The sequence below is a fragment of the Neobacillus novalis NBRC 102450 genome, assembly GCF_001591805.1.
Classification (GTDB): domain Bacteria; phylum Bacillota; class Bacilli; order Bacillales; family Cytobacillaceae; genus Neobacillus; species Neobacillus novalis.
This window is the reverse complement of sequence record NZ_BCVP01000010.1, coordinates 133,967-156,491: the sequence shown is the minus strand read 5'-3', so window position 1 is coordinate 156,491 and position 22,525 is coordinate 133,967. Positions and strand designations below refer to the sequence as shown.

At 42.1% G+C, this 22,525-nt stretch carries 25 protein-coding genes; 22 read left to right on the top strand and 3 right to left on the bottom strand.

From position 1 onward, the window contains the following. Positions 1–11 precede the first annotated feature (11 nt). The 16 genes from fliG to BANVL01_RS08595 all read left to right on the top strand — a co-directional run bounded on the left by fliG (position 12) and on the right by BANVL01_RS08595 (position 14,252). Positions 12–1,055 carry a flagellar motor switch protein FliG gene (fliG, locus tag BANVL01_RS08670; RefSeq protein ID WP_066086225.1) on the top strand — a complete coding sequence of 348 codons (1,044 nt, stop codon included), beginning with the start codon at positions 12–14 and terminating at the stop codon, positions 1,053–1,055. Further along, on the top strand, positions 1,045–1,797 hold the full coding sequence (locus BANVL01_RS08665; RefSeq protein WP_066086229.1) for a FliH/SctL family protein: 753 nt from the start codon (positions 1,045–1,047) through the stop codon (positions 1,795–1,797). The genes fliG and BANVL01_RS08665 overlap by 11 nt, the downstream gene beginning before the upstream one ends. Further along, positions 1,790–3,115, top strand: a complete 1,326-nt coding sequence (fliI, locus tag BANVL01_RS08660; RefSeq protein WP_066086233.1) for a flagellar protein export ATPase FliI — start codon at positions 1,790–1,792, stop codon at positions 3,113–3,115. Before BANVL01_RS08665 ends, fliI begins: the two co-directional genes overlap by 8 nt. Next, positions 3,112–3,549 carry a flagellar export protein FliJ gene (gene fliJ / locus BANVL01_RS08655; protein WP_066086240.1) on the top strand — a complete coding sequence of 146 codons (438 nt, stop codon included), beginning with the start codon at positions 3,112–3,114 and terminating at the stop codon, positions 3,547–3,549. The genes fliI and fliJ overlap by 4 nt, the downstream gene beginning before the upstream one ends. A gap of 22 nt (positions 3,550–3,571) precedes the next feature. Then, positions 3,572–3,919 carry a flagellar motor switch protein FliN gene (fliN, locus tag BANVL01_RS08650; RefSeq protein WP_066086243.1) on the top strand — a complete coding sequence of 116 codons (348 nt, stop codon included), beginning with the start codon at positions 3,572–3,574 and terminating at the stop codon, positions 3,917–3,919. Between the two features lie 14 nt (positions 3,920–3,933). Further along, positions 3,934–4,548 carry a flagellar biosynthetic protein FliO gene (locus BANVL01_RS08645; RefSeq protein ID WP_066086248.1) on the top strand — a complete coding sequence of 205 codons (615 nt, stop codon included), beginning with the start codon at positions 3,934–3,936 and terminating at the stop codon, positions 4,546–4,548. Positions 4,549–4,612: 64 nt separating this feature from the next. Then, on the top strand, positions 4,613–5,302 hold the full coding sequence (fliP, locus tag BANVL01_RS08640; protein WP_066096397.1) for a flagellar type III secretion system pore protein FliP: 690 nt from the start codon (positions 4,613–4,615) through the stop codon (positions 5,300–5,302). A 14-nt stretch (positions 5,303–5,316) separates the two neighbouring features. Beyond that, positions 5,317–5,586 (top strand): flagellar biosynthesis protein FliQ, encoded by a 270-nt coding sequence (gene fliQ, locus BANVL01_RS08635; protein WP_066086251.1) that lies wholly within the window; start codon positions 5,317–5,319, stop codon positions 5,584–5,586. A gap of 1 nt (position 5,587) precedes the next feature. Continuing rightward, entirely contained in the window at positions 5,588–6,364 is a 777-nt protein-coding gene (gene fliR / locus BANVL01_RS08630; protein ID WP_066086254.1) for a flagellar biosynthetic protein FliR, read from the top strand. 13 nt (positions 6,365–6,377) lie between these two features. Next, positions 6,378–7,469, top strand: coding sequence for a flagellar biosynthesis protein FlhB (gene flhB / locus BANVL01_RS08625; protein ID WP_066086256.1), 1,092 nt, complete (start codon positions 6,378–6,380; stop codon positions 7,467–7,469). A 4-nt stretch (positions 7,470–7,473) separates the two neighbouring features. Continuing rightward, on the top strand, positions 7,474–9,504 hold the full coding sequence (gene flhA, locus BANVL01_RS08620; protein ID WP_066086258.1) for a flagellar biosynthesis protein FlhA: 2,031 nt from the start codon (positions 7,474–7,476) through the stop codon (positions 9,502–9,504). Then, the gene (gene flhF, locus BANVL01_RS08615) at positions 9,501–10,634 is read left to right on the top strand and encodes a flagellar biosynthesis GTPase FlhF (RefSeq protein WP_066086261.1); all 1,134 of its coding nucleotides are present in this window, start codon (positions 9,501–9,503) and stop codon (positions 10,632–10,634) included. The genes flhA and flhF overlap by 4 nt, the downstream gene beginning before the upstream one ends. After that, entirely contained in the window at positions 10,612–11,481 is an 870-nt protein-coding gene (locus tag BANVL01_RS08610; protein ID WP_066086265.1) for a MinD/ParA family protein, read from the top strand. The genes flhF and BANVL01_RS08610 overlap by 23 nt, the downstream gene beginning before the upstream one ends. An 18-nt stretch (positions 11,482–11,499) precedes the next feature. Continuing rightward, complete coding sequence (locus BANVL01_RS08605) at positions 11,500–12,201, top strand: sigma-70 family RNA polymerase sigma factor (RefSeq protein ID WP_066086268.1); 702 nt, start codon at positions 11,500–11,502, stop codon at positions 12,199–12,201. Positions 12,202–12,307: 106 nt separating this feature from the next. Beyond that, positions 12,308–13,246 carry a manganese-dependent inorganic pyrophosphatase gene (locus tag BANVL01_RS08600; protein WP_066086271.1) on the top strand — a complete coding sequence of 313 codons (939 nt, stop codon included), beginning with the start codon at positions 12,308–12,310 and terminating at the stop codon, positions 13,244–13,246. Between the two features lie 172 nt (positions 13,247–13,418). Then, the gene (locus tag BANVL01_RS08595; RefSeq protein WP_066086274.1) at positions 13,419–14,252 is read left to right on the top strand and encodes a DMT family transporter; all 834 of its coding nucleotides are present in this window, start codon (positions 13,419–13,421) and stop codon (positions 14,250–14,252) included. Positions 14,253–14,330: 78 nt separating this feature from the next. On the opposite strand, the gene BANVL01_RS08590 is transcribed toward BANVL01_RS08595, so the two are convergent. Beyond that, complete coding sequence (locus BANVL01_RS08590) at positions 14,331–16,175, bottom strand: helix-turn-helix domain-containing protein (protein WP_066086276.1); 1,845 nt, start codon at positions 16,173–16,175, stop codon at positions 14,331–14,333. A gap of 263 nt (positions 16,176–16,438) precedes the next feature. Between BANVL01_RS08590 and BANVL01_RS08585 the strand changes: the two genes are divergently transcribed. The 4 genes from BANVL01_RS08585 (at position 16,439) to BANVL01_RS08570 (ending at position 20,280) form a co-directional block, all read left to right on the top strand. Next, positions 16,439–17,623, top strand: coding sequence for a M20 family metallopeptidase (locus BANVL01_RS08585; RefSeq protein WP_066086282.1), 1,185 nt, complete (start codon positions 16,439–16,441; stop codon positions 17,621–17,623). 96 nt (positions 17,624–17,719) lie between these two features. Beyond that, positions 17,720–17,917 carry a DUF3311 domain-containing protein gene (locus tag BANVL01_RS08580; RefSeq protein WP_066086286.1) on the top strand — a complete coding sequence of 66 codons (198 nt, stop codon included), beginning with the start codon at positions 17,720–17,722 and terminating at the stop codon, positions 17,915–17,917. Further along, positions 17,917–19,392, top strand: a complete 1,476-nt coding sequence (locus BANVL01_RS08575) for a sodium:solute symporter family protein (RefSeq protein ID WP_066086290.1) — start codon at positions 17,917–17,919, stop codon at positions 19,390–19,392. Before BANVL01_RS08580 ends, BANVL01_RS08575 begins: the two co-directional genes overlap by 1 nt. 315 nt (positions 19,393–19,707) lie before the next feature. Continuing rightward, positions 19,708–20,280: a DNA-3-methyladenine glycosylase I gene (locus tag BANVL01_RS08570; protein WP_066086291.1), complete on the top strand. Its 573-nt coding sequence runs from the start codon at positions 19,708–19,710 to the stop codon at positions 20,278–20,280. A 232-nt stretch (positions 20,281–20,512) separates the two neighbouring features. Here the strand turns inward: BANVL01_RS08570 and BANVL01_RS27695 are convergent, their stop codons facing one another. Continuing rightward, entirely contained in the window at positions 20,513–20,677 is a 165-nt protein-coding gene (locus tag BANVL01_RS27695) for a hypothetical protein (protein ID WP_169803149.1), read from the bottom strand. Between the two features lie 335 nt (positions 20,678–21,012). Here BANVL01_RS27695 and BANVL01_RS08565 point away from each other — a divergent pair, with 335 nt between their 5' ends. Further along, a complete protein-coding gene (locus BANVL01_RS08565) occupies positions 21,013–21,720 on the top strand; it encodes a GTP pyrophosphokinase (RefSeq protein ID WP_066096400.1) in 708 nt (235 codons plus the stop codon). A gap of 79 nt (positions 21,721–21,799) precedes the next feature. Here BANVL01_RS08565 and BANVL01_RS27690 read toward each other — a convergent pair whose 3' ends face one another. Next, complete coding sequence (locus BANVL01_RS27690) at positions 21,800–21,961, bottom strand: hypothetical protein (protein WP_169803148.1); 162 nt, start codon at positions 21,959–21,961, stop codon at positions 21,800–21,802. A gap of 197 nt (positions 21,962–22,158) precedes the next feature. Between BANVL01_RS27690 and BANVL01_RS08560 the strand changes: the two genes are divergently transcribed. Continuing rightward, entirely contained in the window at positions 22,159–22,506 is a 348-nt protein-coding gene (locus BANVL01_RS08560) for a metal-sensitive transcriptional regulator (protein WP_066086295.1), read from the top strand. Positions 22,507–22,525: the final 19 nt, after the last annotated feature.

The following is a 22,525-nucleotide window of genomic DNA, read 5'->3' as shown; positions in this document are numbered from 1 at the left end:
GATGCACTAAGATGGAAAACTATACAAACATACAGAAGGCAGCCATCTTACTGCTTTCCTTAGGTCCGGATGTAACCGTACAAGTCATGAAGCATATGGAAGAAAAAGAGATTGAGAGTATTACAACTGAAATTTCAAATTTACGCAAGGTTCCACCAGAAGTATCCGAGAAAATTTTAAAGGAATTTCATGATATTGTTGTCGCTTCGCGGGTCGTTTCTTACGGCGGCGCAGACGTGGCCAAAGAATTACTGCTTCGCACCTTTGGTGAGGAAAAGGCAGCAAGCTTTATGAATCGAATCGATGAGGTCAAACACCCCGATGAGAAGCCATTTGAATTTCTTGCTGAGGTGGAGCCGAAAAGAATCGTTCACTTATTGCAAACAGAAAATGCTCAAACGATTGCACTCGTCTTGTCTTACCTTCAATCGGACCAAGCAGCCGCTGTGCTTTCGTTAATTTCGCCGGAGCGCCAGTTTGAAATCTCAAAACGGATTGCCTTGATGGGCACCACCTCTCCGGAGATTGTCCGCCAGGTGGAACAGGCATTAGTTGAAAAGTTGTCAATGGCAGGAACAAATGACTCGAACGGGCAAAACGGGATTGATTCAATTGTCAATATTCTCAGCAGTGTTGACCGCCCAACGGAGAAGAATATTCTTGAAACATTAGAAGATAAGGACCCAGAGCTTGCCAACGAAATCAAACAACGGATGTTTGTGTTTGAGGATCTGAGCCTTCTAGATAATCGCTCCATTCAGCGGATTTTGATGGATGTTACCAATCAAGACCTCCCGCTTGCCTTACGCAGTGCCAGTGAAGCGGTTAAAAATGCCATCTTCGCTAATATTTCCAAACGCCGCCTAGAAGGTCTTGAGGAAGAATTAGCTACTAATGAACCGGTACGTCAGAAAGAGATGGAAGAGGCGCAAAGCAGAATCGTCAGCATCGTTAGGAAATTAGAATACGATGGTGTCATCATTATTTCTCGAAATCAACCGGCGCAGGAACAAGTAGAAGAGATTATGGAAGAGGAAGAGGACCTTGTCATCTAAGATTGTTAAATCGCTGCATGTTGTCAAAAAAGAGGGACAGAAACTAATTACACTGCCAAATCATCCACAATTTACGGAGGAACAAACGGAAGCTGCCCCCGAGCCTGATCAATTGCTGGGTGAACAGGTTGAAATAGAGCTAGCTGAGCAAAAGGCGCAAATCGCTGCGGAATTAGCGGAATGGAAAAATAAGGAGCAAGCGCAGTTCCTTCTCCTGCTTGAAGAGGAAAAAAAGCGCGGCTATCAGGAAGGCTATCAAAACGGTTTTGACGAGGGGAAGGAACACGCAAACCTTCAATATCGCGAGTTGATTGAGCACGCAAGCGCTATTTTAGAACAAGCCTTTCAAGAAAAACAAGCCGTCATTCAAGAGGCCGAGCCGTTTGTGATTGCGTTGAGCGTCGAGATTGCCAAGAAAGTTCTACAACAGGAATTACAACTGAACCAAGAGGCATTGCTGCCGATGATCAAACAGTCGCTGTCATCCGTTTACGAAACCACTTCCTTAACGATTAGTGTTGCTCCATCGGACTTCTCCTTAGTCCAAAAGCAGCGTGAGCAATTGTTATCGGTCGTAAATGGGAAAATTGAGATAAAAATTGTGCCCGACTATTCAGTGCAGCAGGGAGGATGTATGATTCATACCTCTTCCGGAAGTGTCGATGCCAGAATCGATGTTCAATTAAGTGAAATCAAAAAAGCATTACTAACCTATCAGCAGGAGCTAGAGACAAGTGAGTAAATGGAATCTTCAAGCCTATTTAGATGTCCTGGAAACGGTGAATCCGATTAAGATGAATGGCAAAGTGACACAGGTGATTGGCCTGACAGTGGAATCACAGGGTCCTGATGTGAAATTGGGAGACATTTGTCATATTTTATCCAGCCAGCAGCAAAAACCGATCAAGGCGGAGGTGGTTGGCTTCCGTAATAATAAGGTACTGCTTATGCCGCTCGGGGAGCTTCATTCGATTGGACCGGGCTGTGATGTGGTGTCAACGGGCCGGCCATTAACAGCGAAGGTCGGGACAGACCTGTTAGGAAAGGTGTTAGACGGCTTAGGTAATCCCTTAGATGGCAGTCATCTTCCAGTCGGTCTCCTTGAGGTGAAGGCTGATAATCTTCCTCCCAATCCATTGCTGCGGCCACGGATTACTGAACCGTTAAGTGTCGGCGTTCGGACGATTGATGGATTGCTGACGGTTGGAAAAGGGCAGCGTGTTGGTGTGTTCGCCGGGAGCGGCGTCGGAAAAAGCACCCTGCTTGGTATGATTGCCCGCAATACGGAGGCAGATGTGAATGTCATTGGCCTTATCGGTGAACGGGGCAGAGAAGTGCTTGATTTTATTGAACGGGATTTAGGCGAAGAAGGGCTGAAGAAATCCGTCGTAATTGTCGCGACCTCTGACCAGCCGGCCCTGATTCGGATTAAAGGAGCCATGATTACGACGGCGATTGCAGAATTTTTCCGTGACCAGGGAATGAACGTGAATCTAATGATGGATTCTGTCACGAGGATTGCGATGGCGCAACGGGAAATTGGCTTAGCGATTGGCGAACCACCGGCGACGAAAGGCTATACCCCGTCTGTATTTGCGATGCTGCCCCGGTTACTGGAGCGGGCGGGAACGAATGAACATGGCAGTATTACCGCCTTTTATACGGTGCTTGTCGATGGTGACGATATGAATGAACCGGTGGCCGACACGGTCAGAGGCATCTTGGATGGACATATTGTCTTAGACCGCCGGCTTGCACATAAAGGAGTTTATCCGGCGATTGATATTTTAGCGAGTGTCAGCCGTGTGATGAAGGATATCGTCCCGAATGATCATCTACAGGCAGCAGAAAGATTGAAGCAGCATACGAGTGTCTACCAAAAAGCGGAGGGTTTGATTCAAATCGGTGCTTATAAACGGGGTACGGACCGGGAAATTGACGAGGCAATTGAGGCCAAGGGCTGGATTGATCAGTTTCGAAAACAAAGCACAACCGAAGCCCCGTCCATTCAAACGACGATTGAACAATTACAATCACGATTCGGAGTGAGCAGCAGATGACTTTTCGGTTTCCATACGAACATATCCTGTCCCTTAAAGAAAAGGAAAAAGAGCAGGCTTTTTCCGAATATGGCAGTTTGGTTAAGAAGAAGGATCAATTGAAAGAAGAGATTCATGGTTTGCTGGAGGAACAGGATGAACAAATCAATCGTTCCAATGGGATGACATCGGTCGTGGAAATGCAGCAGCAATCGCATTATCTGAATCTCTTAATCAAAAAAATTGCTCAGGCAAAAGAAGTACTGAGCAAAATCGATGAAGAACTGCGGGTTAAGCAGGAGAAATATATGGAAAAGCATAAGGATGAACGGATGTGGAATTTTCTCCGTGATAAATCTTTTGATGCCTTTCTGCAAAAAGAGAAAAAAGTCGAACAAGACCAGCTCGATGAACTTGCCGTCATCCGTCATTTTCATCAGCGGTTTTCCCATTAAATAAGTAAAGGGGCATTGCAGCGTGAAGGAAAGAAGAAGCGAATCGTATGGTGCGATCCAATCGGTGCAGTTTTCGCCCATCATCGAACAGCCGGACATTGCTCCAGAAAAAAAACAACTAACCTTACTAACCGATGTCTCCGTTCAAGTATCATTTGAACTTGGGAGAACGAAGAAAAAAGTCCGTGAAATTCTTGAACTGCAAACAGGGTCTGTGCTTCGATTGGACAAGCTCGCGGGTCAGCAAATTGATGTATTGGTCAACAACATGTCGATGGCTGCTGGTGAACTCGTTGTCATTGAGGATAAGCTTTCTGTCAGGATAGCGGAAATTGTCTCAAAGCAGGAACGGGAAAAGAATCTAAAGTGAAAGGGGAAAGGTTTGTGCATCATCTGAAAAAAGGGATTGTGATGTTAACTGCTATTTTGCTTCTTGTTCATTTGCCTTTACAAACGGCATATGCGAGTGAAAAGTCGGTTTACGATCAATACAAAAAAAACTCACAGCAAGAAAAAAACCTTCCCCCGGCTAAACCTGATACTTCTGCCGCCTCTACCGGGCTTTATGCGCTGCAGTTTATTGGGTCGTTTCTGTTAATCATTGCCTTAATCTATCTCGTGTTACGATTTATTTCACGGAAGACGAAACTCCTCGGATCAGGGGGTGCCTTTCATGCGATTGGCGGGCATCCGTTTGGCAATAATCGTTCCGTTCAGCTCCTGATGATTGGCGATACCTTATATATTCTTGGTGTCGGTGAAAGTATTAATGTCATCCGCACGATTCCTCCTGGGGAGGAGCAAACGAAACTGTTAGAATCAGTTGCTGTGACGCCTGTGGATATTTCCGATAGGTGGAAGGGGAAATGGAAGTTGAAGTGGAAGTGGAATCGTGACTTTTTTACCCGAAAAACTAAAGAGGAAAAATGGAATGCCCAATTCATCGAGCAGCTAAAGGACGTCCAATCTAACCAGGCCCACAATCAAGACCGCTCATGAAAGGGGGAGATGGATCGTGAGAAAAGTATTCCTCCTGACACCTTTAGTATTTTTTCTTTTTGCCATGAATGCTCTCGCGGCCCCAGCTGATACGGGACTGCAGCTTAACTTTGGCGGGTCGGGCGATGATACATCGATGACCGTGAAGCTCATCCTGCTGTTAACCGTTTTATCGGTTGCTCCGAGCATTCTCTTATTAATGACTTCGTTTACGCGAATTGCGATTGTCCTCTCGTTTGTCCGGAATTCGCTTGGAACGCAGCAAATGCCGCCGAACCAAGTCATCATGGGGATCAGTCTATTGCTTACTTTTTTTGTCATGGGTCCAACGCTGCAACAGGTTAATAATCAGGCACTGCAGCCGTTTTTTAAAGGTGAAATCAGCCAGAATGCGGCGATGGATAAAGCAACTGCCCCGATGAAAGAATTTATGGCCAAGCAAACGCGTGAAAGTGATTTAAAGCTATTTTTGGATTACAGTCAGAAGAAAAATATCAACAGCATCGACGATATCCCATTGACTACCCTTGTCCCGGCTTTTGCGATTAGTGAGCTGAAAACAGCGTTTCAAATGGGCTTCCTGATTTTTATTCCGTTTGTGATTATCGATATGATTGTGGCAAGTATCCTGATGGCGATGGGGATGATGATGGTCCCGCCTTCCTTGATTTCATTGCCGTTTAAAATTCTGTTATTTATCTTGGTTGATGGCTGGCATTTAGTCGTACAATCGTTGTTTGTCAGCTTTAAATAAGGAAGTGTGTTGTGATGACATCTGAGAGTATTATGGGACTGGGCCAAAATTCAATTTTTCTCACCTTAATGGTTGTAGCCCCGATTTTGGGGATCGCCTTAGTTGTGGGATTGATTGTCAGTATTATCCAGACGGTTACGCAAATTCAAGAACAGACACTGTCGTTTGCGCCAAAAATTATTGCTGTCTTCTTGGGATTATTGGTATTCGGTCCATGGATGCTCACCCATCTAGTCGATTTTACGCGGAATATTTTGGCTAATCTTTCGAGTTTCATAGGATAAGATGATGCCAAATTTAGATTATATACCGTTATTTCTGCTTGTATTTGTGCGGCTGACCAGCTTTTTTGTTTCCGCCCCCTTATGGATGGAGCGGCAAATTCCGGCCCCGTTTAAGTGGGGAAGTGCCTTTTTTATTTCCATCCTTGTTGTCGGCTTAATGGAAGTACCACAGGGACTGGAGCTCAATTCAAACTATCTTTTGTTAATAATGAAGGAAGTCATTGTCGGGCTCAGTATGGGGTTTTTTGCGGCGATTTTGTTTTATGCTGTTGAACTGGCTGGCAGTTTTATTGATTTGCAAAGCGGGTTTGCGATGGCTTCAATGTTTAATCCGCAATCGAGCATTCAGGAACCAATCACCGGCCGCTTTTATTACATTCTCACGATTGTCTTTTTTCTATCCATCAATGGTCATCACATCCTCATTCAAGGGGTCATGGCCAGCTTTCAATGGATTCCGATTGATTCGTGGCTCCCTAGTGATGCCTCTAGTAATTTGGTTATTCTTGCCTTAGATTCAATCAAAAACATGTTTTGGCTTGCTTTTTTAATTGCGGCACCGATGTTGGGTTCCATCTTTTTAGTCGATATCGCCTTAGGAATTCTAGCGAAAACAGCTCCGCAAATGAATCTGTTTGTCATTGGGATACCGGTGAAAATGATGATGCATTATATCGTGATATACATAACTCTGCCGGCCTTTTTTTATGTATTAGGCAGACTTGTCAATGTCATGGTTCAGTCGTTTGAACACATTCTCCAGATATTAGGGTCATAAAGGAACAAACAATATGCTGCTATCATTAGATTTACAATTATTCGCGGAAAAAACAGAAAAAGCGACACCACGAAAAAAACAGGATGCCAGGAAAAAAGGCCAGGTTGCCAAGAGTACAGACCTAACAAATGCGATTGTTTTAATTGCCTCGTTTTCGATTCTAGGAATCTATGGGCAGCAGATGGCTATCCGCTTATTTCAGCTAGTTCGTTCCGGTCTGTCCGATCTGCTGCTGATGAACCTGACGGAAGAATCTGTCCCGACCTTATTTGTCGGTCTGCTAAAAGAGGGGGCCATTATTGCTGTCCCGGTGATATTTATTGCTTGGCTGGCGTCATTAGCGTCTAATCTCTCACAGGTTGGCTTTTTGGTGGCACCTGAGTCATTGAAGTGGGATCTTAATAAACTGAACCCGATTACAGGGGCAAAGCGTTTATTCTCAGCAAGAACGCTGGTGGAATTCGTTAAATCGCTGCTAAAAGTCATTGCTGTCGCCACGGTAGCGGGACTGATGCTCTGGTCTGAAAAGGGTGAGTTTCTTAAGCTTCCACAAATGGAGCCCTTACAGATTGTTGGCTTTATTTCTTCGCTGATGATCCGGATGGGTCTGACGATTTCTGCTGTCTATTTAGTTATAGCGGCAGGGGACCTTGTGTATCAACGGTTTGATTTTGCCAAAAAGCTGCGGATGTCAAAGCAAGATATTAAAGATGAATATAAAAAAACGGAAGGCGATCCGTTAATTAAACATAAAATCAAGGAAAAACAACGGCAGATGTCACGTGCGCGGATGATGGCGGAGATTCCAAACGCCCAGGTTGTCGTGACAAACCCAACGCATTATGCCGTGGCGATTGCCTATGAAGCAGGAAAAATGCAGGTTCCGATTGTGGTTGCTAAAGGGGCTGATTTCCTTGCCCTTAATATTAAAGAAGCCGCAAAGGAACACAAGATCGTGATTATGGAGAATAAGCCATTGGCGCGGGCCCTGTATGCCAGTGTGGAAATTGGCGGGGAAATTCCCGAAGAGCTTTTTAAAGCTGTAGCAGAGATTTTAGCTTATGTTTATCGAATAAAAGGAACTTTGAGTAGTCAGCGAAGGTGAAACAATGAAACTTAAAAATCTTGTCGTATTACTGGCTGTTATTATGATTGTCGCCATGATGGTTATTCCCATGCCGACGTTTATGCTTGATATACTGCTTATCTTAAATCTATCCATTTCGATTTTAATATTATTAATAGCTATGAATACGAAGGAATCGCTTGATTTCTCGATTTTCCCATCACTGCTGTTATTAACGACGCTTTTTCGTTTAGCCTTGAACGTTTCAAGTACACGGTCGATTTTATCAAAGGCAAAAGCGGGGAATGTCATTGAGACATTTGGAAACTTTGTCATCGCCGGAAATGCCGTCGTCGGCTTCATTGTTTTCTTAATTTTAGTTATCATTCAATTCTTAGTGATAACAAAGGGCGCAGAGCGGGTAGCTGAAGTAGCGGCGCGGTTTACCTTGGATGCGATGCCGGGTAAGCAAATGAGTATTGATGCCGATTTAAATGCCGGGATGATTAGCGATAAGGATGCTAGAGGCCGCCGCCAAAAAATTGAGCGTGAAGCCGACTTTTACGGCTCCATGGACGGGGCCAGTAAATTCGTTAAGGGCGATGCAATCGCCGGAATCATTATCTTGATTATCAATGTCATCGGCGGTTTCATCATTGGGATGACGATGCATGGGATGGATTTTTCCCAAGCACTCAGCACGTTTACACTCTTGTCAGTTGGTGACGGTTTAGTCAGCCAGATTCCTGCACTGTTAATATCAACCGCAACAGGAATCATAGTGACAAGAGCCGCCTCAGACGGAAGTCTTGGCGATGACCTGACCAAGCAAATCTTTGCCTATCCGGTGCTATTGTATATCGTCGCCGCTGTGATTGCCCTGCTTGGGGTTGTGACTCCAATCGGGATTATCCTGACATGGGGGATTGCCGGTCTGATTGCGTTTGGTGGTTTTACGATGCAAAGGAGCCGCATCAAATCAGAGGAAGCGGAAGAGAATCTACAATCGGAACAAGAGCTCGAGGAGGTTCGTAAGCCTGAGAACGTCTTTAACCTGCTCAGGGAAGATCCGATTGAATTTGAGTTTGGCATTGGGTTAATCAAATTAGCCGATGCCACTCAGGGCGGCGATTTATTAGACCGTGTTGTCGCGATTCGCAGGCAAATCGCGATGGAATTAGGGCTCGTTGTCCCTGTTATTCGCATCCGCGATAATATCCAGCTTCGTCCCAATGAATATAGTATTAAAATAAAAGGCAATGAAGTGGCGAACGGGGAGATTCTGCTCGACCATTTCCTGATGTTGAATCCCGGAGCTGAAGAACATGGGATTGAGGGCATTGAAACGACCGAGCCGACATTTGGTCTCCCAGCCTTATGGGTGAATGAAGAAATGAAGGATCATGCGGAAATGTTTGGCTACACTGTCGTTGACCCTTCGTCTGTAATTAGTACACATCTATCAGAAACCATTAAGAAGTATGCCCATGAAATTTTAGGACGAGAAGAAACGAAGCAATTAATTGATCATGTGAAAGAGGGCTATCCGTCGCTCGTGGAGGAGCTTGTCGGTCAGACCTTGTCTGTTGGAGAAATTCAGAAAGTGCTTCAGAAGCTGTTGAAGGAGCATGTTTCGATCCGCAGCCTGTCTACGATATTTGAGGCATTGGCTGATAATGCTGTCTATACGAAAAATCCCGATATTTTAACGGAGTATGTCCGCCAGGGATTATCGCGGCAATTAACCTCTCAGCATACGCAAAACGGCGTCATCCATGCCCTTCGTGTTGGGGCCGGGATTGAAAAGAAATTGGCCGAGTCGATCCAGCGGACAGAGCAGGGCGATATTTTGGCTTTGGATCCAGAATCGAACCAGAGAATGCTTCAATCGTTTACGGAATCAATTCAGCAATCTTCACAGCTGGAGATTCGCCCCATCATTCTGACCTCAGCTGGAATTCGGATGTTTGTCAGACAGGTGACTGAAATAGCGTTTGGCGATATCCCGATTCTTTCTTATAATGAGCTCGAACCGAATGTGGAAGTTCAAAGTGTTGGAGTTGTGAATTTATGATTATAAAAACCTATGTAGTCGACCATATATCCGATGCTTACCCGCTGATTTTTCAAGATCTAGGAAAAGATGCGATTATTTTAAAAACAAAACCCGTTAAGGCTGCCGGTTTTTTCTGGTTTTTGCGCCGTAAGAAACTAGAGGTGGTTGCCGCAAGCGATCTTTCTGCCGGAGAGAGCCAAAAGCCAGCAGCACCGAAGCCTTCCGACCCTGAACCGGAGCAGGTAAAAATGGTATCGAATCAAGAAGTTCTGAAGGAGCTTTCTGAGGTAAAGGGGTTAATCCACTCAATAGTCAAAGGGGCCCCTGCCTCGAAGACGATTCCGCAGCCGCTTGAAAAATGGGTTGTAAGACTCCGAGACCAGGAGGTAGATGAGGAAGTCATTCAATTTCTTGTTAAACGAGTGACGATGAAATATGACCATTTAGAGCATGTGCCAAGTGAAGTAATCGAAGAAACCTTTCTCACCAACGTTGAAGAGCTGTTAGAAGAGGGCATCACTAAAGAGATGGATTCTAGTCCATTCTTGATTACCTTAATCGGACCAACCGGAGTTGGCAAGACGACAACAATCGCCAAATTGGCAGCGGTCCGGGTGTTGCAGGGACGGCAGCGTGTCGGGCTATTAACAACCGATACGTACCGAATTGCCGCCGTTGAACAATTAAAAACATACGCGAACATTTTAAATGTTCCCGTCGAGGTTGTGACGAACCCAGACGGAATCACAGATGCAGTAGATGGGTTAAAAAGCTGTCAGGTGATCCTGATGGATAGTTCGGGAAGAAATTATCTTGAGGACGAATACATCGAGGAGATTAATCAATATCTTCATTTTGATGCACCACAGGAAAATTATTTAGTGCTCAGTATGACGACGCGCTGGCGTGATTTAAAGATGGTCATCGAGAAAATGAAATCGGTCCCGATTGATAAATTAATTTTAACAAAATGGGATGAAACGACCTGTTTCGGTGCCGCCCTTAATATTCTGTACCACTATCCATATCCGTTATCATATATTAGTATTGGCCAAGCGGTTCCACAGGACATCATGCCGGCAACGGCCGATTATATCGCGAAAAAGATATTGGGAGTGGATGAGAATGCAGCAAGACCAAGCATATAGTTTGCGGCAGTTATCTAAATCCTTAGCGGACCCTGTCCGGTCTTCCCGTGTTGTTACGGTTGCCAGCGGAAAGGGCGGGGTCGGAAAATCCAATTTTGCCCTGAATTTTGCGCTTAGTTTGATTGAGCTTGGTCAAAAAGTCGTATTGGTTGACCTCGACCTTGGCATGGCCAATATTGATATTTTAATGGGGATAACCCCTCGATCCAATTTACTGGAAATGATTCAGCAACAGAAAAGTGTCTGGGATGTAGTAGAAAAGGGACCAAACGGTTTGGAATTTATTGCCGGCGGTTCAGGATTCACCAAACTCCTGCAACTACAGGAGGAGGAAAGAAGCTTCTTTTTTGCCGAATTAGAAAAACTGCACGGCTACGCGGACACGATCATTATCGATACAGGCGCAGGCTTAACCCTTGAATCGCAACAATGTCATCTGTCAGCAGATGAGGTTATTTTAATCACCACTGCGGAACCAACTGCGATTGCCGATGCCTATGCAGTTGTGAAGATTTTGCATAGTCAGCGCCCGTCTTTATCGTTTCAGCTCGTGATTAATCGCGTCACCAATCCGAAGGAAGGTATGGAAGTCGCGAGTAAATTCAAAACAGCTGTCCATTCCTTTTTGAATAGAGAAATAAAAATATTTGGCGCCATTCCCGAAGATAGTCATGTACTCCAAGCCGTGTTAAAACAAGTACCATTTTGTTTGGCCGCACCAAAGTCAGCGGCATCACTTACGTTAAAAAGATTAGCAGAGCGATTTGTTACCGGAAGCGCTGAACCAAGCGAGAATGGCGGCATTAAAGGCTTTGTCCGTAAATTGACGAAGATGTTGAATTTTTAATCAATGGGGGATTTGATAATGGAAGAGATGCTTGATAAATATATTCCATTGGTTAAAATGGTTGTCGCTCAGATGAAAAAAAAATTATCGGATCAGGCAGATGAAAGTGAACTTTTTTCGTCTGGGATGGTGGGATTATGGGATGCCAGCCTTAAATTTGATACGAATCAAGGCGTTAAATTTGAAACGTATGCCGTTCAGCGCATCCGCGGCGCAATCCTTGATGGCATACGGCAAACGGATCATGCTTCCCGCTCCTTAAGAAAAAAGGAAAAGTTAATCCGCGATGCCTTGGAAACGTTAGAGCAAGTCCTGCTAAGGAGGCCTTCTGTTGAGGAAATGAGGGAATATCTGGGGATGTCGGCTGCGGAATATGAGCAGACACTCATCCTATTATCTTCGATTAAACACGACTCTCTTGATGAGCCAATGGCTGACGATGGAATTGACGCTCCCAGCTATCACCAGATTGAGGACCATTATTTTCAAAAACAAGAGGAATGGATAGAAGCAAAAGAACGAAAGCAGCAAATGGCAGCCCTGATTGACTCGCTCCCAGAAAGAGAAAAACTGGTCTTGTCCTTAGTCTATTACGAAAATTTAAGTTTAACAGATGTAAGCAAAGTGTTAGACGTTCATAAATCCCGTATTTCACAGCTCCACTCGCAAGCAATCAAACGGCTTCGGGCAGCGGCTGAAAAGCATGGATTCAGTTTATAAATTTTTTTTTTGAATCCTTCTCCAGAATAATATATAATTTTCAGGTGGGCCAATCTCAGTTGTTTTGGCTTGTCCTACATAATTTCAAACGATTGGGAGTAGTAACATGGAAAAAGTACTTATATTCGGTCATAAAAACCCGGACACCGATACGATTTGTTCTGCGATTGCTTATGCAGATTTAAAAAAACAATTAGGCATGGACGCTGAACCGGTCCGCCTTGGGCAGATTAATGGTGAAACGGAGTATGCACTGAAACAATTCAATGCTGAGGTTCCGCGCTTGGTTGAACAGGTTTCGGCTGAAGTGAACGCTGTTATCCTTGTGGACCACAATGAACGCCAGCAAAGTGCCAATGATATTACGGATGTGCGCATTCTTGAAGTCATTGACCATCACCGGATTGCTAATTTTGAAACGAGTGACCCTTTATATTATCGCTGCGAGCCTGTTGGCTGCACGGCGACCATTTTAAATAAAATGTATAAAGAAAACGGCAAAGAGATTAAACCGGAAATTGCCGGATTGATGTTATCAGCGATTATTTCCGATTCATTGTTGTTTAAATCACCTACCTGTACGGCTGAAGATGTGGCAGCAGCGCGCGAATTAGCAGCCATTGCTGGTGTTGACGCTGACAGCTACGGCCTTGAAATGTTGAAATCCGGCGCTGATTTAAGTGATAAGACAGTGGAACAGCTCATTTCGCTTGATGCGAAAGAGTTTGAAATGGGCGGGAGCAAGGTGGAAATTGCTCAAGTCAATGCCGTTGACCCAAATGATGTTCTTGCCCTACAAGAGGAATTGGAAGCAGTAATCTCGAAAGAAATCGAGAAGAAGAACTTGGATTTATTCCTCTTTGTCGTAACAGATATTCTAACCAACGATTCCGTTGCTTTGGCATTAGGAAGCAAAACAAGTGCAGTCGAAAAAGCCTACAATGTGACACTTACCAATCATACCGCCACATTAAAAGGCGTTGTTTCACGTAAAAAACAAATCGTTCCTGTCCTGACAGATATTTTTAATAAAGGTGAGTTATAAGTAATCGACCGTCCATGTACCATTACATGGACGGTTTTTTCTATTGCTAGCACAAAATTTTTTCGTTGATAATAAATTCCTTCTTTTAATCGGCGCTCTTTTGTTGTAATCTATTAAATATTTAGAAAATCGAAATTATCAAATATTTTAATTGAAAAGGAGGAATGGACTTATGATTTTTTTGTCACTAATTAGTTCTTTTTTTAATGCACTGAATGCACTTTATGCAAAGAAAATTGTTGGGGAAATGAGAGATAATAATAGTTTTATTGTCACATCCTTTGCATTCGTAGGTTTGTTTCTCGGACTAACATTGCCGTGGCTTTATTTATTTAAAGCGAACGCGGTCTCAATTCCCTTACTTTTATTGGTCGTCTTACTAGATATGGCAGGAAATTTGCTCTTCTTTAAAGCAATGGAACGAATCGAGGTATCCGTCCTTTCCGTGTACATGGCTTTAACACCCTTATTCACGTTCATTCCGAATTCCTTCTTGAATGGGTTCCATCCCTTTGTTCTCGTGTCTGTTTTGTTTATCATGGTGGGGGTCTATTTCTTAAATTTGAAAGGCCGGAACCCATTAACACCTTTTCTTGAATTAAAAAAGCCAGGGAATTTACTGGGAATTGCTGCAGCAGTTGTATTTGGAGTGAGTATGGTGCCTTCGCAGCAGTTACTTGTTCATGGATGGGTAAATCCAGTTACACTTTACTTTTACCGTGCCAGCGGTATTGCTGCGATTACCTATCTGCTTTACCGGCCAAAGCTGTGGTTTCCTGGGCTGAATAAACATTTAAGTTTACGCGGAATGACAGTCATCATCCAATGGATTTGTCTTTTTACGGCATTAAAGTTTGCAGATGGAACACTTGTTGTGTCACTAGCGTTTACGTCACCATTATTTGCTGTTTTCCTAGCATGGTTCTATTTTAAGGAACGAATTACGCCCGCAAAACTAACAGCATGTGTGATCACAATTCTTGGTATTATTATTACTGTCGTTTAAAGGAAAAAACGTACATATTGGGGATGCATGTGAAAAATAGATAGTTAGGCGTCCCTTTTATCTAGGGGCGCCTTATCGTTATGACCCGTGCTGCGTCAGCTTTTCTTTCAAAAAAGGATAAAGGCTTACTGCTAAGTGGATATTTAAAAATTGTTGGCTATCCGATAAGTCAGTGGAAAGAATGTCTTCTATCCTTTTTAAACGGTACATTAATGTGTTTGTATGAATATGGATGGCTTCTGCTGCTTCTTTCGCATTTTGATTGTAATCAAGATAAGCAAAAAGCGAAGGGAGGAGTTCACCTTTTCGAGATTGATCATATTCAAAAAGGGGTCCTAGAAATTCGTTGATAAAATCGATAAGTTCCTCCTCGCTATTTTGAAGCAGAAGCCTTTGGACACCGAGTTCTTTATAGCTGATAACTTGATTTTTTCTTCCGAAACTATGAAGGAATTGAAGGCATTTCGCCGCTTCATGTAAAGATTTTGTTACCTTTAATAAGCTTGAATGAATTCTGCCGATACCGATCGACACCGTTGTTCCCCAGTTTTTTATGTGGATTTCCTGCCGAAATTTTGCTACAAGCTCCTTCACCTGATGATGTGCGTATGTGGGTGATACTTTTTGTTGATAAGTTAGCAGTACAACGATTTGATCGTGATTTCGTACGGCTATTCCATTTAAGGAATTTTTCAAAAATACCCGATTGGCCAATTGGACAAGATGGCGGATAATGCTGTTCCTTTTATGAGTATTGTCCATTTCGTCTACCCGAATGATAACGGTTAAATAGTCACCCAAAGGATCGAAATCCATCTGTTTGGCTTTTTGCAGAATGGTGCCATCCATTTTACCGGAAAAAAGACCTTCAATTAGTTCGCCATTTATTTTTTCCTGTGCGTCAAAAATGGCTTGATCTTTTACTAGTTCGAGCGAGATGACTGTACAGGCATGCTCTAATGCTGCAATATCAATTTCACGCATTTTTTTAGCGGAAACGATAATAAGTGTGCCAAAAAGTGACGCCTTTGCCCCAATTGGAAGGATCGTAATACACTGATTCTCCTCATTCATGTTTATTTCAAGGAATGAACGGACTGTACCAGGTGTTCTTAGCGACTCCTGGGCTTTATCCCTTATGGTTAATAACTCATCATCTGACAAGGTATTTTTATAGGTGTGAGAAATCAATTCGCCGAGATCATCAAATAACAAAACCGTATGGCCGGTCGTATCGTACAAATAACTAATAATGGAATCTAGACCCTCACCGTATAATACAAGTGCGGCTAGTCGATTATGGATATCCACTGATTGGGATAGCATCTCATTTTGTTTAGAGATTGTATTATTTAAATATTCAAGCTGCCTCACAGTCTGTTCTTGTTCGTGGTAAAGGTTCGCTTTCTCTAATGCAACTGCTGCTTGATGGGCAATCGCAGTTAATAGATTAATATCCTCCGGAATAAAGTGAAGCAATGGATCAAAAGAATCAAGCGTAATCACTCCGATGCACTCGCCTTTTAACAGAATTGGGGCGCAAATTGAAGAATAAGGAAGTGTTGGAATCGATTGATCCATCAGCTTATGATTCGATTCTGAAAGAGTTGCCGTTGCTTTTTCCACTTCCGTTCTGTTATGAAAAATTAAACATTTTTGGGCAGTAAAAGCAAGACCTGTCATAGACTCACCTGGTTTCAATCGAACCGTTAATATGTCAGATTTAAAATTGCTGTCAGACTTTGGGATCAGCAAATCTTGTTTTGGGTCATAAATGAATAAAACACCACCGCCTGCAGCATCAATGACCGAGACTGTTTGTACCATAATGGAATCAATAATGGTGTCTATGTCTAGGGATGAGTTTATTACATTGGAGACGTGAATTAATGATTGCAGCTGGCGATGGCTAAGTGTTTGCATTCATAATGCACCTCACTATCTGATGATTTTGGAAAAATCTTATCATTTCATTTCTTTTGTCTATTGTAACAAAATTCGCTAAAAGTGTGTGCATTTTATAAGTAATGATAAGGGAAAAGGGGATTTGTTGTGCTTTTTTGTGTGTTTTCACAAATTGTTTGTTAAAAATTTTGTAGAAAAATACAATAAAAAATATTCAGATTAGTTCTATAATTGAAAATAAATTTAAAAACTAAAAGACAACAAACTAGGAGATGACAAACATGAGTGTCAGCGAAACAGTAAATCTTAATCGATTAGCAGAGGAAGTTAGAGAACAGGTTATTAGCTGGAGGAGGCATTTGCATCAAAATCCTGAACTATCTTTCCATGAAGAAAAGACAGCTCAATTTATTTATGATACATTACAATCCTTTGGAAATTTAGAGATTTCTCGTCCGACAAAAACAAGTGTAATGGCACGTTTGATTGGCCCGGTGCCAGGTAAAACCCTCGCTATTCGTGCCGATATGGATGCTCTCCCAATCCAAGAAGAGAACACATTCGAATTTGCTTCGCAAAACCCTGGGGTCATGCATGCATGTGGCCATGATGGTCATACAGCGATGCTGCTCGGAACAGCAAAAATTCTCTCAGGCATGAAGGAGCATATTAAAGGGGAAGTTCGTTTCTTGTTCCAGCATGCAGAAGAGCTCTTCCCTGGCGGTGCTGAGGAAATGGTCGAAGCAGGAGTAATGAATGGGGTTGACCTTGTGATCGGTGCACACTTGTGGTCACCACTCGAAAAAGGAAAGGTTGGCGTCGTTTACGGCCCCATGATGGCATCGCCGGACACTTTCTGGATTACTGTTAATGGAAAAGGCGGACATGCAGCACTTCCACACCAAACCGTCGATTCCATCGCCATTGCTGCGCAGGTTGTAACCAATCTTCAGCATATCGTGGCAAGAAATACGGATCCACTAGATAATTTAGTTATTTCCGTGACCCAATTTATTGCTGGCACCACTCACAATGTTATCCCAGGTTCTGTGAAACTTTGGGGGACAGTTCGCAGCTTTGATGCAAAGCTGCGTGAATCCATCCCAGTTAAAATGGAGCGGATCGTCAAGGGAATTACTGAAGCACATGAAGCTGATTACGATTTCAAATATGAATTCGGCTATCGTCCAGTCATCAATGATAACGAAGTGACAGCTGTGATTGAAGAAACAGTACGAGAGGTATTTGATGAAAAGACGCTTGATTTGATGAGACCTAATATGGGCGGTGAGGATTTCTCAGCATTCATGGAAAAGGCTCCAGGCTGCTACTTCTATGTTGGAGCGGGTAATGAGGAGCTGGGTATTACTTATCCGCATCATCACGAACGTTTCACCGTTGATGAGGATGCACTAGAAATTGGTGTCAAAACATTCCTGCATGCCACGTTTAAGTTTTTAGCTTAAGTTATTAACGGAACCTTTGTATGAATAATAGAGAATAAGCAAAGGTTCTATTTAATAAAAGTGCAAAACTAGCAATTACAATTGGGGGTTATTTTTATGAAAATTCAACATCTGCTTGCACTTATTCCATTTATTGGCTTGCTTGGCGGGATAGCTTTTGCTAATAAAGTCACTCCATACGTGTTCGGGATGCCTTTTATTCTCTTTTATATCGTCTTGTGGGTTATTCTTACTTCCGCCATTATGGCAATGGTTTATAAGCTTGATCCTGCAAATAAGGAGGAGGAAATCTAATGAATATAGCATTAATCATTATTTTCGGATTTTTAGCCTTTTCCATCTTCCTTGGTGTACAGGCACAAAAGGGCAAGGACATGAGCCTTGAGCAATGGTCAGTAGGTGGACGAGGTTTTGGAACGATCTTTGTGTTCTTATTAATGGCAGGTGAAATTTATACAACCTTTACTTTCTTAGGTGGAAGCGGCTGGGCGTACGGTAAAGGCGGTCCAACTTATTATATCTTAGGTTACGGTTGTTTAGCTTATATCATGTCGTATTGGTTACTTCCTGCCATTTGGAAATATGCCAAAGATAACAAGTTAATGTCTCAATCAGATTTCTTCGTTAGCAAATATAAAAGTCCTTTTCTCGGTGTTTTTGTATCGATTGTAGGTGTAGTAGCTCTTATCCCTTATCTTGTCCTGCAATTAAAAGGCTTAGGAATTATTGTTTCAGAAGCATCAGCTGGCTCCATTTCATCAACTGCAGCTATTTGGATCGGTGTTATTTCGGTAACTGTTTATGTCATGATTTCCGGGATCCATGGTTCGGCATGGACAGCTGTAATAAAAGATATCATGATTCTTGGTGTTGTGTTATTCTTAGGAATTTATTTGCCTATTCATTATTATGGAGGCTTCCAACCAATGTTTGAAGCAATCGAGGCAGCAAAACCAGGTTTCCTTGCCCTGCCTGACACTGGTTTAAGTGTTTCATGGTTTATTTCCACAGTTCTATTAACCGCACTTGGTTTCTATATGTGGCCGCACACTTTCGGATCCATTTATTCTGCACAAAGTTCAAAGGTTTTCCGGAAAAATGCGATCATCATGCCACTATACCAACTAGTCTTATTGTTTGTATTTTTTGTAGGATTTGCGGCCATCCTCCAGGTAAAAGGTTTGGAAGGGCCAGCCGGTGACCTTGCCTTATTAAGGCTCTCGATGCAGACATTTAATCCATGGGTAGTCGGTTTAATTGGGGCTGCTGGCTTATTAACAGCAATAGTTCCAGGTTCGATGATTATGATGTCAGCTTCTACTTTACTTGCGAAAAACGTGTTTAAAGTTTTTGTACCAAAAGCGTCTGACCAACAAGTAGCTAAATTAGCTAAAAATCTAGTACCTGTAGTAGCGGTCATCGCTCTATACTTTACCTTTAAAGGTGGGGATACACTAGTAACCTTGTTATTAATGGGCTACAGTCTTGTAACACAATTGTTCCCAGCATTGGTATTCAGCTTAGCTAAAAAGAACATCGTAACAAAAGCCGGTGCTTTCGCCGGAATCGCGGTAGGGGTGTTTACAGTAGCATATATTACCATCAGCGCATCAACAGTAGGTACAATATTCCCTGCTCTGCCACAATTTATTAAGGATTTAAATGTTGGTGTTATCGCACTTATTATTAACCTAGTTGTTACATTTGTAGTTAGTTTTGTTACCAAATCGGCAAGTACTGGGAACAGCACGAATGAGCGTGTGGCATAATGAATAAATAAAACACCCCCAAAAGTCGTTAGAAGGAATTACGACTGGGGGTGTCTTTATTTTATACTAGGTTAATTAAACGCATGGAAAAAGAGAGCGACCGATCACATAGAGAGGTTGATAGCGGTTTTCTATTGAAAATCCGGTCACATCGAACTCGCTCCTGCCTCTTTATGTATACAAAATATTGTTTTAATAACAAACAATCGATAAAATAGAAGAGAAAAAATAATCTAGGGGATAAAGATATGCGTCATTATTTACGAATCAACCCCGACAGAGAAATGAACCACTTTAAGGGGAGGCATGGAAAAAATGAATAGATGCGGCTGGGTCAATCAGGATCCACTATATATCGATTACCATGACAATGAATGGGGTGTACCTGTCTATGATGATCGCTTACTATTTGAATATTTAAATCTCGAAGGGGCCCAGGCAGGACTGAGCTGGTATACAATATTAAAGAAACGCAACAATTACCGCCAAGCCTTTGATCATTTTGAAGCTGAAAAAATCATTCGTTACGATGAAAATAAAATCGAGGAACTTTTAAATAATGAAGGAATTGTCAGAAATAAACTGAAAATAAACGCGGTGATAACGAATGCCAGGGCCTATTTGCAGGTGGTCGAGGAATTTGGCTCTTTCCAAAAGTACATCTGGTCATTTGTTGGAGGGGAACCGATCCAAAATCACTTTAACGAGATGAAAGAGGTTCCGGCCACGACAGAAATAAGTGACAAACTAAGTAAGGATCTAAAAAAACGTGGTTTTAAATTTGTCGGCTCCACAATTTGTTATGCGTTTATGCAGGCAACCGGCATGGTAAATGACCATATCGTCACCTGTGACTGTTATCAAAAGGCTGTTCAAATAATGAAATAAAGAAAAAAGCGATTATCTCATTTGCGAGACATCGCTTTCTTTCGGTTGGGTATAGAAAAAGATAAAGACAGCGATCGATAGCAGAAATAAAAATATGCCGCCCTTTGATGGTTCAATAGTTGGTAAATCAATTAAATTTGGGCAGGACAAAAGCACAGACCTTGAAATGGACTGTAAACAAAATATAAAAAAGCCCACCACGGTTGTGATGGACTTCTGGGGAAAGAAAAGGCTATGACTCTGTTGGTTTTTCCATCAGAAAATCAGAAGCAGGAATCGGAATTATTTTTCCGCCAATTTGAACATGAATGGTATCGTTGAAAATGGCTTTCACAATTCCTTTTAATGAAATGGTGGAATTAACAGCGATTTTTTTAGAGTCAGATTGATTGGCCAAAGTAATCAACACCTTTCAAATGATGTAAATCAAATCTATCATTGAAATAATCAAACAAATGATACATTAATTTATTCGCAAAAACATCGTGATTTCCTTCATTACCAATCATTTTTTTAGAAAAAAATGTTCAGGTTACCTTCATTTCATTATACAAGGGGTGTGAATTATATTGAAATAATGTTAACATGAATCTTGAACCGAGCTGGGTGCCGCTAGGTATTTCGGCCAGATGTTCTGGAGAAACTACGGACCAATCAAATCGGATCCAGCATAGTAACCGGCAAACACCATGGAGAGGACGTTGCTGATTGAATATTGAGCAATTGATTGATATGAAAGAATTGAAAGCATTGAAAGTGGAACTAACAAGGTTCATAATGGCCTATAAATTTGCATTAGACGAAATGAATACGAAAATAAATATACTAAAAGATGAGTTTAATTATATTCACGACTATAACCCAATAGAACATGTAAAATCGCGGATTAAGTCGCCGGAAAGCATTTTTAAAAAGGTATATCGGAAGGGCTATGATTTTTCGTTACCTTCGATTAAAGAAAATGTCAGGGATATTGCCGGGATTCGGATTACCTGTTCCTTTATCTCGGATATATATGAATTGAGTAAGATGATTGCCGGACAGAAGGATGTTCGCGTTGTTGATTATAAGGATTATATTAAAAACCCGAAGCCGAATGGCTATCAAAGCCTTCATTTGATTTTGGAAATTCCTATCTTCATGTCTGACCGAGAGGAATTAACCTATGTTGAGGTGCAAATCCGGACGATTGCCATGGATTTTTGGGCCAGTTTAGAACATAAAATATATTATAAGTACAATAAAGAAGTGCCGGACCGGATGATTGCTGAATTAAAAGACGCAGCTGTAATCGCAGCGGAGTTAGATCGAAAAATGGAACGGCTTCATAAAGAAGTATCTGATATAAAACAAGCTGAACATGAAAAAGAAGAACTCCTGTCATTAAATAATGGAAGTTTTAATCTGCCGTTTTTTGAACAGCTGCTGCAACGAAAATAGCCTTCGTTGGTTTCGAAGTGAAGTGCAAGAAAGCCTCTCATTTATTAAAAGTGAGAGGCTTTCTTGAATAAAGAAAGATTTATCGGGTTGGTTTTTCGAGCAGATATTCTGCTGTTGGAAGTGTAATGATCTTTCCGCCAATTTGTACATGAATGGTATCGTTGAAAATGGCTTTCACGATTGCCTTTAAAGAAACAGTCGAATTAACGGAAATTTTCGGCGCTTCAGATTGGTTTGCCAATGGAACCAACACCTTTCAAATAGTTATGAAATTATTATAAATGATTTCATCCGATAAATGCGAGCGTAAAGAACCAGAGATTTGGAAAATTCTCTAGAGATATTAAGCGGGATTTTTTAGAATGAATAAAAGGCCATATATCGTATCGTTTTACCCTACCGGGGTATGATATAATAAGAGAAAAAGGAGGCGGTTGAATGTCTTTTGATCAAGGTGAAAACGAAGAAATATTGGATGATTCCTGCTGCGGCCATGACGGCAGCAATCGAAAAAGTCATCATTCTGATAAAGTGAAAAATAATTTGGTAACAAGACTTAACCGTATCGAAGGCCAGATTCGCGGCATCAAAGGGTTAATCGAAAAAGATACGTACTGTGATGATGTGATTAATCAGATTTCCGCCACTCAAGCGGCATTAAATAGCGTCGCGAGAATTTTGCTGGAAGGTCATATGAAGAGCTGTGTGGTGGAACGGATTCAAGAAGGCGATTTCGAGGTTTTGGATGAAATTCTAGTCACTATCCAAAAATTAATGAAAAAGTAATGAAATGGAAGTGGGTGTC

Coding starts and splice junctions, on each gene's coding strand:
- fliG (WP_066086225.1), top strand. CDS start 12: ATGGAAAACTATACAAACATACAGAAGGCAGCCATCTTACTGCTTTCC.
- fliR (WP_066086254.1), top strand. CDS start 5,588: ATGATGCCAAATTTAGATTATATACCGTTATTTCTGCTTGTATTTGTG.
- BANVL01_RS08610 (WP_066086265.1), top strand. CDS start 10,612: ATGCAGCAAGACCAAGCATATAGTTTGCGGCAGTTATCTAAATCCTTA.
- BANVL01_RS08560 (WP_066086295.1), top strand. CDS start 22,159: ATGTCTTTTGATCAAGGTGAAAACGAAGAAATATTGGATGATTCCTGC.
- BANVL01_RS08575 (WP_066086290.1), top strand. CDS start 17,917: ATGAATATAGCATTAATCATTATTTTCGGATTTTTAGCCTTTTCCATC.
- flhB (WP_066086256.1), top strand. CDS start 6,378: ATGCTGCTATCATTAGATTTACAATTATTCGCGGAAAAAACAGAAAAA.
- fliQ (WP_066086251.1), top strand. CDS start 5,317: ATGACATCTGAGAGTATTATGGGACTGGGCCAAAATTCAATTTTTCTC.
- BANVL01_RS08605 (WP_066086268.1), top strand. CDS start 11,500: ATGGAAGAGATGCTTGATAAATATATTCCATTGGTTAAAATGGTTGTC.
- BANVL01_RS08595 (WP_066086274.1), top strand. CDS start 13,419: ATGATTTTTTTGTCACTAATTAGTTCTTTTTTTAATGCACTGAATGCA.
- BANVL01_RS08570 (WP_066086291.1), top strand. CDS start 19,708: ATGAATAGATGCGGCTGGGTCAATCAGGATCCACTATATATCGATTAC.
- BANVL01_RS08600 (WP_066086271.1), top strand. CDS start 12,308: ATGGAAAAAGTACTTATATTCGGTCATAAAAACCCGGACACCGATACG.
- BANVL01_RS08590 (WP_066086276.1), bottom strand. CDS start 16,175: ATGCAAACACTTAGCCATCGCCAGCTGCAATCATTAATTCACGTCTCC.
- flhA (WP_066086258.1), top strand. CDS start 7,474: ATGAAACTTAAAAATCTTGTCGTATTACTGGCTGTTATTATGATTGTC.
- fliP (WP_066096397.1), top strand. CDS start 4,613: ATGAATGCTCTCGCGGCCCCAGCTGATACGGGACTGCAGCTTAACTTT.
- BANVL01_RS08565 (WP_066096400.1), top strand. CDS start 21,013: ATGAAAGAATTGAAAGCATTGAAAGTGGAACTAACAAGGTTCATAATG.
- fliJ (WP_066086240.1), top strand. CDS start 3,112: ATGACTTTTCGGTTTCCATACGAACATATCCTGTCCCTTAAAGAAAAG.
- BANVL01_RS08580 (WP_066086286.1), top strand. CDS start 17,720: ATGAAAATTCAACATCTGCTTGCACTTATTCCATTTATTGGCTTGCTT.
- BANVL01_RS08585 (WP_066086282.1), top strand. CDS start 16,439: ATGAGTGTCAGCGAAACAGTAAATCTTAATCGATTAGCAGAGGAAGTT.
- flhF (WP_066086261.1), top strand. CDS start 9,501: ATGATTATAAAAACCTATGTAGTCGACCATATATCCGATGCTTACCCG.